The organism is Mesorhizobium sp. WSM2561 (genome assembly GCF_000513915.1).
Lineage (GTDB): Bacteria > Pseudomonadota > Alphaproteobacteria > Rhizobiales > Rhizobiaceae > Mesorhizobium > Mesorhizobium muleiense.
The window spans coordinates 1-12,271 of the sequence record NZ_AZUX01000054.1; the positions used below are offsets into that span (position 1 = coordinate 1).

At 57.2% G+C, this 12,271-nt stretch carries 9 protein-coding genes; 4 read left to right on the plus strand and 5 right to left on the minus strand.

The window, feature by feature from the left end; all coding sequences use genetic code 11:
• Positions 1–10: 10 nt before the first annotated feature.
• A complete protein-coding gene (locus M727_RS0129285) occupies positions 11–1,591 on the minus strand; it encodes an ISL3 family transposase (RefSeq protein WP_245269041.1) in 1,581 nt (526 codons plus the stop codon).
• 367 nt (positions 1,592–1,958) lie between these two features.
• Between M727_RS0129285 and dcm the strand changes: the two genes are divergently transcribed.
• The 4 genes from dcm to M727_RS0129310 all read left to right on the plus strand — a co-directional run bounded on the left by dcm (position 1,959) and on the right by M727_RS0129310 (position 7,153).
• Positions 1,959–3,167 carry a DNA (cytosine-5-)-methyltransferase gene (gene dcm / locus M727_RS37960; RefSeq protein ID WP_245269042.1) on the plus strand — a complete coding sequence of 403 codons (1,209 nt, stop codon included), beginning with the start codon at positions 1,959–1,961 and terminating at the stop codon, positions 3,165–3,167.
• Positions 3,160–3,615 (plus strand): very short patch repair endonuclease, encoded by a 456-nt coding sequence (locus M727_RS0129300; protein WP_027155579.1) that lies wholly within the window; start codon positions 3,160–3,162, stop codon positions 3,613–3,615. The genes dcm and M727_RS0129300 overlap by 8 nt, the downstream gene beginning before the upstream one ends.
• Before the next feature lie 2 nt (positions 3,616–3,617).
• Entirely contained in the window at positions 3,618–4,829 is a 1,212-nt protein-coding gene (locus M727_RS0129305; RefSeq protein WP_027155580.1) for a type II restriction endonuclease, read from the plus strand.
• A gap of 218 nt (positions 4,830–5,047) precedes the next feature.
• On the plus strand, positions 5,048–7,153 hold the full coding sequence (locus M727_RS0129310; RefSeq protein ID WP_198032719.1) for an AIPR family protein: 2,106 nt from the start codon (positions 5,048–5,050) through the stop codon (positions 7,151–7,153).
• An 18-nt stretch (positions 7,154–7,171) separates the two neighbouring features.
• On the opposite strand, the gene M727_RS0129315 is transcribed toward M727_RS0129310, so the two are convergent.
• The 4 genes from M727_RS0129315 to M727_RS0129330 are packed head-to-tail and all read right to left on the minus strand — an operon-like array spanning position 7,172 to position 11,873.
• Positions 7,172–7,609: an EcoRII N-terminal effector-binding domain-containing protein gene (locus M727_RS0129315; protein ID WP_027155582.1), complete on the minus strand. Its 438-nt coding sequence runs from the start codon at positions 7,607–7,609 to the stop codon at positions 7,172–7,174.
• Positions 7,606–9,426, minus strand: coding sequence for a DEAD/DEAH box helicase (locus M727_RS0129320; RefSeq protein WP_027155583.1), 1,821 nt, complete (start codon positions 9,424–9,426; stop codon positions 7,606–7,608). The genes M727_RS0129315 and M727_RS0129320 overlap by 4 nt, the downstream gene beginning before the upstream one ends.
• Positions 9,419–10,240, minus strand: a complete 822-nt coding sequence (locus M727_RS0129325) for an HNH endonuclease (RefSeq protein ID WP_027155584.1) — start codon at positions 10,238–10,240, stop codon at positions 9,419–9,421. The genes M727_RS0129320 and M727_RS0129325 overlap by 8 nt, the downstream gene beginning before the upstream one ends.
• Before the next feature lies 1 nt (position 10,241).
• A complete protein-coding gene (locus tag M727_RS0129330) occupies positions 10,242–11,873 on the minus strand; it encodes an ATP-binding protein (protein ID WP_027155585.1) in 1,632 nt (543 codons plus the stop codon).
• Between the last annotated feature and the right edge of the window lie 398 nt (positions 11,874–12,271).

Below are 12,271 nucleotides of genomic sequence, written 5' to 3' on the forward strand. Positions count from 1 at the left end.
GGGTTCTCCCTCAATTTGTGTGGCGCGGTGGCAGCATTCGTGCTCTCAGCAGTTCGGGGCCTGCCCTGCCATACATTGCGCGCTTGAGGGTCTTGAGGCGGTTGATCTGACCTTCGGCCTGTCCGTTGCTCCAGGGCAGCTCGATGGCGTTGTTGACGGCATCGATGTCTCTGCGCAAAACACGGGCGAACCGCATAATCGGGATGAGTTCGGAGTCGATTGCATCGTCGATCCAGGGGTCCAGTGTTTCCGACCTCTTGCTGCGAAGGATGCCGTTGAAGCGCATCGCCAGGCGTCGCATCTCGGCGAATGCGTCAGATCCCTGCTTCAGGGCATCGACTTTCCTTGCCTGTCGAGGCGTCAGCAGGCCTCTTGGCTTTATGCACAGCGCCGCGGCAACAACTGGCGAAATCGCGTGGCCGGTATCATCGACGCGCTCTCTTTCGGCCCGCCGCCAGGCTCCCAGCAGGCGCTCCAGATTGGAGAAGCTGCCGGTGTAGCCGCGCTGCGTGACGTCATGAAACAGATGCCGTCCGCAGCGGTTCCCCTCCTTCCAGCATTGGGCAAGGAAGGTTTCAAAATACCATGGTGATGTGCGGCTCAATGCTGCTCGCCGCCTATCTGGCGGAGCTTCGAATGCAAGCCACTTCACGATGCTTCGACGCTCATAGCCGGTCCGTCGTGCGATCTCGCTGTAAGACAGCCCGTCCTGGCGGAAGGCGTGGAGCATCTCGAATATTTCCTGGCGAGATTGCCTATGCGCGAGCCGGGCGCGACGGCGATGTGCCGCAGCGTCGACAATGGCGTCCTCGGACAGGATGGCTCTTCCTGAAGCACGGCCAGAAAGGCTCATCTGTTCCTCGATTGCCGTACGAAGATTCTGGACCAGATGAAACCGGTCGGCGACCTGCTGGGCCTGCGGTGCACCTTCACGGACGGCTTGCGCATACAGGCCGCAGCGGTCTCGGCTGACGACCTTGACGGAAGGATGACCGCGCAGCCACTTGGCCGCGCTCTCGACACTCCGATCATCGAGAATGTCGACGACCGAGCGACGCTCGAGATCAACCATGATGGTCCCGTATCTTGTCGCTCGGCGCCAACTCCAGTCATCGATGCCGACCACCCGAATCTCGGAGGTGCAGTGAGTAACCGCGGCATCCCGCTTCAGTTGCCGCAGGATGGTGTCGTCACTGACCGGCATGCCGAGTCGTTGCATGAGGCGCTCGCCTGGACGGCCGCCGGCGCTATGGCCGAGCAGGCCGACAATTTCCGCGACCCTTGTCGTGCGGCGCGCATAAGGGGAAGCAACAGTCGGCAGTCGGTCGGTGAACGTTTGTCGCTCACATTTCTGATGTGCACATCGCCAGCGGCTCAGCAGGAGCTTCACCGTCACGGGCTTGCCCTGGACCGGCAGATCCTGAAGGCTGCGATTGGACCAGCCATGCCGACTTCTGCTTCGCCGGCCACAATCGGGGCAAATGCCGATCGCGGGTCCGGCAGCGGAAACAACCCAACTGTGATCATCAGTGAGCGCGACACCCAGAATTCTGACCCCTGGGGCGGGCGACCATTTCGATTTCGTTCGCATGCCCGCTCATAGCGATAGCGTCGCTAACAGCGGATGAACCACACAAATTGAGGAAGACCCGTTAATTGCAAGAATGCGGTCGTTGTCGTCAGAACTGGCATTTAACTTGAGAATCTGGAAATCCGATTTCCTTCGGCAGAGCCAATGCGATCAACGGGTATTCGCCGCCAGGCATCGTCTCTCCCACCCGTCATCCAAGCAATGTTGTGAATTGTCTGTCAGCATCAACGGAACAGATCAGGAACATTCATTGCTCCTTAGGACATTTGGTGCCAATCTGACAAAAATTGACACAGCGAATGATTCGGCAGGACCCATGCGTAGCAGGAAACAATCGGAATTCTCTAGGCTCAGGCAGAAGGCCCGGTTGACGATAGAAGAGGCTGCCGACTTTCTGGAAGTTTCCCGTCGCAGCGCATATCGATACGAAGATGGCGGGAGGGTCCCCAAACTGGCGCTCCGGACCTTGCGGGAACACGCCGAAAAGCAGACGGAAAACCCCGTCGATGCGAGCTTCCGGTTCATCGACCTCTTCGCCGGCATCGGCGGGCTTCGACTTGGATTCGAGGGTATCGGCGGCCGGTGCGTATTCACGTCGGAGTGGGATCCAAGCGCCCAGAAGACCTATGCGCTGAATTTTCGTGACAATCATGAAATGGGCGGCGATATTCGAGAATATTCGCAGAATCCAAGTAAAATTCAAGATCATGATGTTCTTCTAGGGGGGTTTCCGTGCCAGCCGTTCTCGCTTGCGGGAGTTTCAAAGAAGAATTCCCTAGGTAAACCTCATGGTTTTCTTTGTGACACACAGGGAACGTTATTTTTTGACACCGCGCAGATCATTGCCCATCATCGTCCGGCAGCCTTCGTTCTGGAGAACGTCAAGAACCTTGAGAGCCATGACGGTGGCGCAACCTTCAAGACGATCATCAACGTCCTGAGGAACGAACTCCGCTATCATGTCCAGTACCGGGTTATCAGTTCGGAGCCTTGGGTCCCGCAGAAGCGGGAGCGGATCTTCATCCTGGGATTCCGCGACCCTACCGATTTCGATTTCAAAGCGCTCGAACTTCCCGATGCAAAGGCAGGGCCAAAGCTGAAAAGCATTCTTGAACCGCACGACGAGGTTGACCCGAAATACACGCTGACTCCCCGCCTTTGGGAATATCTGCAAGCCTATAAGGCCAAGCATCAGGCCAAGGGCAACGGCTTCGGATATAGTCTCTTTGGTCCGGAGGATGTCGCCCGGACGCTTTCGGCGAGATACTACAAGGATGGATCCGAAGTGCTGATCGACCAGCCAGGCAAGCGGCCGCGGCGCCTCACGCCGTTGGAGTGCGCTCGTCTCATGGGTTTTGACAGGGGCGATCGTCGCTTCCACATCAAGGTCTCAGACACGCAAGCTTATCGCCAATTTGGCAATGCCGTCGTTGTGCCCGTTGTTGAGTTCGTTGCGAAAGCAATGCAGCCTCACATTCTGAAAGCCATTGCCGCGAATCACAGAACTCCGGCAAGGCCCCAAATTGTTCAAGCGATCACGCGTCCTGACCGTGAACCGGCGGCGGCATATGGCTGACATCGTACCTGCGGAAACACGCAGCCGCATGATGGCTGGCATTCGCGGGACGAACACAAAGCCCGAACTGATCCTTCGCCGCGGGCTTCACGCGCTTGGATTCAGGTTCCGGTTGCACGACAGCGCGTTGCCCGGGAAGCCGGATATCGTATTTCCTCGCTTCCGCGCCGTGATCCTCGCACACGGTTGCTTCTGGCATGGTCACGACTGCCATCTTTACCGGCTGCCATCGACGAGGCCAGAATTCTGGGAAGCCAAGATTGTCAGGAATCGCGGAGTGGATGCACGTGCTGCCGCGGCCCTTACCGAGCTTGGATGGCGGCAGGGAATCGTGTGGGAATGTGCGTTGAAGGGGCGCAGCCGGTTGCCGCTTGAGAAAGTCATCGATGAATGCGCAGCTTGGCTCAATTCAAGCTCTCCGGCGCTTGAGATCAGGGGGAGGTCATAAGCATGCGGCGGGGGCTGCTTTCCGATTATTTCGAGGGGGTCGCGGTCAAAAAACTGAGCGCGGTCGAGGCCGACATCCTTCGATCCAATCAACATGAGTTCAACAGTTCGAAGCAATTCAGGTCGCTATTGGGGCGGCCGCGACGGGTAGAATATCCGGCGAAGCTGATCTGGCTCGGCGGAGAACAGGAAGCGCTTGCGGAAGACGCGTTTCTTACGTGGTATGACTCACGCAAACCGCCGAGGAGCGAACATCGACTCTACTTCCCGACCAATGCCGTATGTTCAGTAGCTGCCGAAGGCGACTTGCTCTTTATCGCCAAGCGAACCGACAACACGCTCATGGCGATCATTACGCCGGCCGAGAGCACGGTACAAAATCAGCTTCTCTGGCTCTTCGGTCTCGAAGAGCAGCTGGAAGCAGACTATGGGTCGAAGAAGATCAGCCGAGACAATGATGCCGAGCTCGATTTCACCGCTCGCTATGTCCTGGATGAGCTGGGAATTGAGATCGAGGAACCTGAGGCTGATCGGCTCGATGCTTTAATCGAACGATTTGGCATTAAGTTTCCGGTCACCCGCGTGTTCTCGGAGCTTGCCCGGTCATCTCTTCCCGATGTCTCGGCAAGGGACGATCCGGACGGCGCATTGATGTTATGGATGGAACGGGAGGAACAGCTCTTCCGCCGCCTTGAGCGCCACATCGTATCTGACCGGATCAAGCGCGGGTTCGCGGCCGGCAACGGTGTAGATGTCGATGGTTTTCACAAGTTCTCTCTCAGCGTCCAGAACACCAGAAAGTCCAGAGCGGGATATGCGCTGGAAAACCATCTGGAAGCACTCTTCAGCGTGAACGAAATCCGATTCGTGCGGGGTGCCGAGACGGAGAACCGTAATAAGCCCGATTTCCTTTTTCCAGGGGCAAGCGAATATCGGGACCCGTTGTTTCCGTCGGCGCGCCTCACCATGCTTGGGTCCAAATCCTCTTTGAAAGAACGGTGGCGTCAGGTCCTTTCGGAAGCCGCCCGTATCCAAAATAAACACCTGCTAACAATGGAACCTGCCATTTCGGAGAATCAGACGGATGAAATGCGGGCAAAGCAACTGCAGCTAGTGTTACCCCGGGAGCTCCATGCAACGTTCAAGACCGCCCAACAGGGCTGGCTGATGAATGTCTCCGAATTCATAGCACTGGTAGGAGAGCGGCAAGTGTAGAGGCGTTCCGATGATAGTGATAGACAAAGTCTGCGCCGGGGTTTCAACTCAGCCCGACCGCCAGTAGCGGCTCCCTACACACGGCCACGAGGGGACTTTGATTACGGAAGCGCTCAGGAATGTCACTTCGCAGGCGCAGCACCTGGCTACGTGGCGTGGCGCGCGCGGGATCGATGATGGGTCAAGAGTAAGTGGGCGGAGGCAGGGCTTTGGGGGACATGGAGGATTTCAACCGACAAATTCGATCGGAAATACTAGGGCACGCTAGCGACAGCGGCATCACCGCTGCCGACACATTCTTCGAGTACATGGCCGCGCGCCTTGAAGCAGCCGGGGAAATCGAAACCGCGGATCGGGCTAGCTTCGAAGGAACCGCCAGCAACAAATCCATCCGGATCGACGGCAGCGGAGGCGACCCAAGGGATGCAGAGGGGGTGCTCAGCGCCATCATCTGCGATTTCCACGAGGATGACGTCCCCGTCACAATCAATGCAGCAGATACGAAACGTCTCTTCGGATACCTCGTGAACTTCCTCGTTTTCTCACGGAAGGTCGATTTCCGCGCGAGCCTGCCGGTAGGCAGTTCAGGTGCGGGTTTGGCTGACCTGATCGCCAACTCGTGGAAATCTGTCATGAAGATCAAGCTGATCCTGATGACTAACGCGATCTACAGCGCGCGGACGGACGCGGTGGCGGCCGGGACGATCGGCGAAATTCCCGTCACATACAACGTCTGGGATCTGTCAAGGTTCTTCAGATACGAGTCATCCGGCCAGGCTCGCGAAGACTTGGTCATCGAATTCAAGGACTCTTACGGCGCCTCGGTTCCGGCCCTTGCCGCATCCCGCCTCGGGGAGGAACTGGAATCCTACCTTATGGTGATCCCCGGCAGCCAGCTCGCCGACATATACGACAAGTGGGGCGCCCGGCTTTTAGAGGCGAACGTCAGAAGCTTCCTTCAGGCGCGAGGCAAGGTGAACCAAGGGATCCGGGACACCATCAAGTCCTACCCCGAGATGTTTTTTTCTTACAACAACGGGCTATCAGCGACTGCTGACAGCGTGGAAACCGTGGTCACATCCAACGGGCTGGGACTCGTTTCAGCACGGAACCTTCAGATCGTGAACGGCGGGCAGACCACCGCATCTATTCATGCCGCGAGGCGCATCTCGCCGGAGAGCTTGGCGAACGTCCACGTCCAGATGAAGCTGACCGTGGTTCCGCCGGAACGATCAGATGAGGTGGTGCCCAAGATCTCGGAGTATGCGAACAGCCAAAATAAAGTCAGCGCCGCCGATTTCTTCTCCAATCATCCGTTCCATGTCCGGATGGAAGAATACTCACGGCGTATCCTCGCCCCTGCGGTCGAGATGACCCGTCGGGAGACAAAATGGTTCTACGAACGCGCTCGTGGGCAGTATCTGGTTGAGAGGGCGAGGAGGTCCGATGCCGAAAGGCGACGGTTTGAAACGGAGTTCCCCAAGGCACAGCTCTTTGCCAAGACCGACTTGGCAAAGGTGGAATTCTCATTCCGCGGCAAGCCGGAAAGCGTCAGTCGGGGTGCCCAGAAGAACTTCGCCGAATTTGCCAAAGAGATCGGAGTGTCCTGGTCGAAGAGCGATACGCAGTTCGACGAGACATGGTACCGGCGGCTGATCAGCAAGCTGATCCTATTTCGGTATGTTGAGAAGCTCGTCCCAAAACAGGAATGGTATCCGGGAGGTTATAGGGCAAATATTGTGACCTACTCGATAGCAAAGCTGGTGGCGGATACAAATGAGATGAACCAGTTGGTTGATCTCGACGCGATCTGGAAGGCTCAGGCGGTCTCTGAAGAACTCGGGAAGGCTTTGTTGAAATCGGCGGAAGTGGCCGCCGAGGTGATCACCCATCCCCCCGCAGGGATCCGCAACATAACCGAATGGGCGAAGAAACAGGCCTGCTGGGAGAACCTCAAGCGACGCAAGATCGAGTACAGCTCGTCGGTCATGCAGTACCTTGTGGAACCTCAGGACGCGATGGAAACCGTACGTGATACCCGCCGTGACGCCGCCATGGTTTCCGGTATCGAAGCGCAGACCAAGGTCATTTCGGCGGGAGCTATTTTCTGGAATCGAGTGCGTTTGTGGGGCACAGCGAACCGGAAATTCAACCCGAAGGAAGATGGCATCCTAAAGGCTTGCGAGGGGATGTCAGGTCGGCTCCCCTCAGAAAAGCAATGCATCGCAGCTCTCGAAATCCTGGAGAGTGCTCAGGCGGCCGGCTACGAAGATGACAATGAGGCCCCACGAGTCAAACTAACGGGGTGGCAGCGTCAACACTGAGGTCGAATTCGCATAAATTCAATGCACTCGTCTCCAACCTGTGAGTTTGATGCGGACCACCTGTTCATCCTCAACGGCGGGTGCTGCCTTGGTTTGGCGAACTACGCGGATCGCGTAGCAGCCCTCACTGTCGCTGTGTGAGATTTCGAATGCATCGCCAGCGCGTGCCCCAACGTCCCGGAAAAATTGGGTCATGTAGGTGATGCGGTATTCGTTTCGGGTGCCTGTCTCGTCGTGGAGTCGATTGTTGTAGTAGACGTACCGGAACCGGAACCTGTTGCCTGCTTCATCTACACAGTCGAGCCATGCGTCTGGATTCTTGATATCCGGATCGAGCCATGGAAGAAACGCAAGCAATTCCGTTTCCGATTTCGGAATCAAGATGCCACCTTGATGGCCGCCAGTCGCTCCCACGTCGTTTGCGCTTAGGGCTTTGAGGAAGGTTTTCCTAGTCACAAGATTCTCGGTTCGATTTGCATAGCCCGCCGAAGGTCAGTCGCGTCTCGGGAGCCCACGGGCATGATTTCGTTTCCGAGGTCGCTTTTCCAAAGCGAACGGTCGATCATCACGCGTTCCACGGTGTCCTCGTAAAAGAGTCGGTAGATAGTAACCGGATGGGTCTGGCCGCGGCGGTGGGCGCGGGCGCTGGCTTGGGCCTCGATCGCCGGGTTCCACACTGGAGTGAAATGGATTACCACCGTCGCTGCGGTGATGTTCAGACCGGTACCCGCCGCTTTCGGATTCAATACAAGGCACCCGGGACCTTCATACGCTGAGAAGTCGTCAATGATAGGCTGCCGCTCTTCCTGGGGCGTAGACCCGTTGATCGCACCCCAGTACGCGGCGGGTAACCGTGCGCAGGCCTCGCGTAACAGATCGCCACAGCGATTGAACAGAGCGAAGACGATCACCTTGTGGCCGTTGATGAAGGCCTCGCGCAGAAGTTCCACCGTTCGATCCATCTTGGGCGTCATCAAGGGGATCGACGGATCCCTTTTCACTTGGGTCTCTTCCCAATCAGTACCTTCTGTATCGACGCGGCGAAGCCACGGGTGAGCGCACACCAGCTGCAACTGAAGCGTTGCAACCAGATTGCCCGCAACTGGATATTTCGCAATAGTTTGTTCCCGAACCATCCGGTAGTGTTCGATCAACCGCTCATCAAGTTCCAGCGGCAGGTCGATGTTTATGCGTTCTGGTAGATCAGCCGCCACATCAGCGACCCGGCGTTTCAGGATTATAGGGTCGGTAAGTCTGCCCAAATCGCGGGCTGCCTCACGGCTGTCTGGGAATTCCTGTTCGAAATCCCGCCGAGTGCCCAAGAGGCCCGGAACGGCGAAATCTGCCAGCGACCAGAGGTCCAGCAAGCTATTCTCCACCGGCGTGCCTGTCATTGGGATCGCTCGGCGGCGCGGTATAGTTACAATTGCTTGGCGACGGTTTGAATCCGGATTTTTGATAGCTTGGGCCTCGTCGCAGATCAGCCAAGACCATTCAAATGCAGAGAAAATGGTGATGTCATTCACCATCGTGTCGTAGGTGGTGATGACAACGTTGGCTGTCTGAAGGTGACGGTGAACGCCAGCGCGATATGCGCCGCGATGGACCAGAACGCCAAGCCCCGGCGCGAAGCGCGCGATTTCCGTAACCCAGTTCGCGATCAGGCTCGTAGGGCAGACGATAAGCGCCGGGGACTCGAACGGCAGCGGCTCCGTCAAAAGGAGTGCGATGATCTGTAGCGTTTTCCCGAGCCCCATCTCGTCAGCGAGTATAAGCCCGCCCGTGTGGGAGATTGTGTCACTCATCCAGCGGATGCCACGCGCTTGGTAGGGGAAGAGGATCGCCGTAAGCCCCGGGATGGCTATCTCCCCATCCAGGCTTTCCGCGGCGACGCGTCCGGCCTTCAGGAACGCCTCGTCAGCCTCGATCCCCATGACGGCACCATCAGAACGCATTAACGCGATTGCGGTGCTGTAGCGCAGATCGTCGGGATCAGCCCCGTCGAGCAGTTGCGCGAAAATCTGCGCGGCGTCACGCGGCAGGGGGCGGATTACGGTGCCATCAACGACCCAAGCGTGGCGAAAACTCGGCGCCTTGTGGAAATTCTTGGTTCCTTTTGAGAGGCGCACGCCGGCAAGACAGGCGACAGTTCGCCCCTCCGCCCGGTCGATCAGGATGATCGGGTCGATGACCCGATCGGAAAGGGTGTAGCCTTGGGGTATGGCGGAACGCAGGGCTTCGAAACTTTCCGGAAGGCTCGTCAGGTCAATCAAAGCAATCCCCCTTCATCGCTTTGAGGTCATCGATACTGAACGGGATCGGCCTGCGGGTGTGAATCGCTCTGTGGCAGTTTGGACAAAGAGGCACAAGGTCGTTCGCTGGATCGTAAGGTCTTGGTGTCGCAAGGGATGCAAGCGGTTCCAAGTGATGCACTTCGATGATCGCTCCCGCAATGCCGTACCTCAGGCGCGGTTCAAGTCCGCAAGCCGTGCATTTTTCACCGTGAATGCGAATGCAAAGAAGCCGGTTCCGCGGGTTTCTTTCCCTGCGCCTCACAACTGACAGGAGTGTTGCCCCCTCATATGCCGGCGTCTCATCTGTTGCCTCTTCCGTGATAACATCATAGCCGATCAGTTCTGCCAAGGCTGCCATCATCGGCACGATAACCTCGCGGCATGTCACGGAAACCGCTGCGTCGTCGGGTTGAGCTTCGTGGCGGATCGTGGCGGTCATCCGGAAGTTGCCGTTGTCGATGGCCCACTCGGCGAGATCCTGACCCGGAATTTCGATCCTCGCTTCGGAATTTATGGAAGATACTAACGCACGCGCGAGTTGGATGTCTTCGGCTTGGGCCTGCCGGATCTGTGTTAATATCGCCCCGGAGAACTTGCCGAAGGCCAGTTCCACCCTGTGACCCCGCAGGCCATGCGGACGAAGTTCGGCAACGGGCCCGTGCTTTTCTTCAAGGTCCGCGAACCAGATTCGAAGGCCCGAGCGAAGGCCACTCTCGTCGACAGCGACCGCGATCGCCGCCCCCGTCCCCTCCTCAAGTTCTTTCCGGATCAGATCCTTCTTCCGGCCGATCATCTCAGGCTTCTTCCTCCTCCGCCAAGTCGTTGGGCTCCGGATCCGGAAGATTGCGCAGAAGTTTTCTCAAGTTCGACGAAATTTCTTCGCGGATGTCTTGGAAAATAGGCTCCAGTTCGTCGTTCGTATTATTCTGCTCCGCCACCGCGAACGCCCAGAGAAGCAGATCCATGCCCTCCACCGCATACCCATTGGCCGCGGCACGCTGATAAATTTTCTGGTAGAAGTCATGATGCCTGTTCAGCAGCACCGCAGGTACGTGCCCGCTGTCTCCCGAACTGCGCAACGCCGGTTGCCAGAGCTCTCCTGTCGTGATCGTCTCCACAGCCTCAACATGAATCGTCTCGGCGCTCACGTAGTTCTGTACCGACTGCTTGATACGGATCTTCGGGCCGAGATTGTTTGAAACAACGGCGGACTGGGTCGTCGGGTCAACTGCGGCGACTTGGGCCTTGGTAGCATTTGTCGTATCGGCGATGTTCTTGTTGGCGCTCGTATGGTCAATTCCATTGGCATTGTTCGCCTGTTGGCGGTTTGTCCTTCGATAGCGGTTCCCAGCCTCACGGTAAAACGGTTGAAGTAGTTCCTTCAGCCCATCCTCAAGGCCGGGGTCGAGCAGGATCCGCGATTTCTTGACGTCGATCTTGAAGGCATCGTCCAGCTCATGGCCGAAATCGAATTCGATGCGCAACAGCGAGGTGTGCGGTTCAGGCACCCCGAACACACCCATCCATCCACCGTCCTGGATCAGGCGTCCTTCGCGATACACATAGAAACCTTGAGCCCGGTTCGAGATCCGCGCATATGCCAGTTCCTCATCCTTGGTCATGTCGCGGCGGTGCGGCAGGATCCAGGCCCGGATGCTTGCAATCTCTTCGGACCCATCGGGCAGCTCGACAACAAGCTGCTGTTTCTTGTCCGGCAAGACCTGTTCAGAACGTTTGGGGTAGAACGGGTTCCAAGCGACAACAGGGCTCTGGTTAATAAAGATTTCGATGTCGCGTTCGCGCTTGTCAGACTTGTCCAAGAAGCGGTGATAGACGAGCGAAACGTGTTTCGCGAGGCTTTCAGCCAGCCGCTTGATCGCGGCTTGCTCCTTGGTACCACCTGCTTCGTAATCCTTTGAGAGGATCCGATCGCATTTTTCCCAGATTACCAAGGTGCCTTTTTTGCCGCACAGTTCATCGAACATCTCGCTCTCGTTTGCTGTGACCGGCTCGCGAAGCATTTCCCATTTCTTGCGTTCCGCAACATGGTCGAGATCCCAAGCAAGCTTTGCCAGTTCTTGATCGGGCCCCTTTCGCGAGATTACGGTAAACTTCAGACAGACCGAGCTGGATGCCGTCTTCAGGCCCAGCCCGAATTTCCCCAGGCTTTCCGGATTCTCCCGTTCAGGTGCGCCGTAGCGCATGGCACGATAGACGCCCGCCGCTTCCATGCCATCACCATCGTCCCCGAAGTAAACCAACTTCCTGCCGTCTTCGTGCAGCACGATCTCCACGTTGATCGTGCCTGCCTTAGCGGCGATCGAATTGTCGATGATGTCTGCAGCAGCTGTCCGAACGTTGTAACCCGTATCCCTAAGCCCAAAGATCAGGCGCGGTGCATCCGGCTCGTTGATAAGGTCGTTCATCCCAAGTTCCCTCCGCCATTTAACAAGACTCTTATCACGCCGGTCCGATATTTTCCTCCAAGTCGCCTCAAACGACTTGGATAGATCGCTCAAGCGTTTACTCCGTCCCCAAGATTGATGTCTTACGATCTACAATTTGTGTCGTCGAATAGAGAGGTCGTCCACGTTCGAATCGGGCTCGACCAGCGCTTTTCAACGTTTAGCATAGCGGGTCGTAGATGCGACACTATGGCAGGCGCGTCTCTCACTCTGGCGACAACTATCCGAACACCGACGGGCTGAATATTTCGATTTACCGAAATGGATCGGGCAATTGGGGCGGCCGGATCTTGGGAGCGCTGATCCGGTCGATCCGTGGAAACCCGAAAGCGGCTCCGCTACGGAAGACGCAGCAAAAT

Coding starts and splice junctions, on each gene's coding strand:
- M727_RS0129285 (WP_245269041.1), bottom strand. CDS start 1,591: ATGCGAACGAAATCGAAATGGTCGCCCGCCCCAGGGGTCAGAATTCTG.
- M727_RS0129300 (WP_027155579.1), top strand. CDS start 3,160: ATGGCTGACATCGTACCTGCGGAAACACGCAGCCGCATGATGGCTGGC.
- M727_RS0129305 (WP_027155580.1), top strand. CDS start 3,618: ATGCGGCGGGGGCTGCTTTCCGATTATTTCGAGGGGGTCGCGGTCAAA.
- M727_RS0129310 (WP_198032719.1), top strand. CDS start 5,048: ATGGAGGATTTCAACCGACAAATTCGATCGGAAATACTAGGGCACGCT.
- M727_RS0129325 (WP_027155584.1), bottom strand. CDS start 10,240: ATGATCGGCCGGAAGAAGGATCTGATCCGGAAAGAACTTGAGGAGGGG.
- M727_RS0129330 (WP_027155585.1), bottom strand. CDS start 11,873: ATGAACGACCTTATCAACGAGCCGGATGCACCGCGCCTGATCTTTGGG.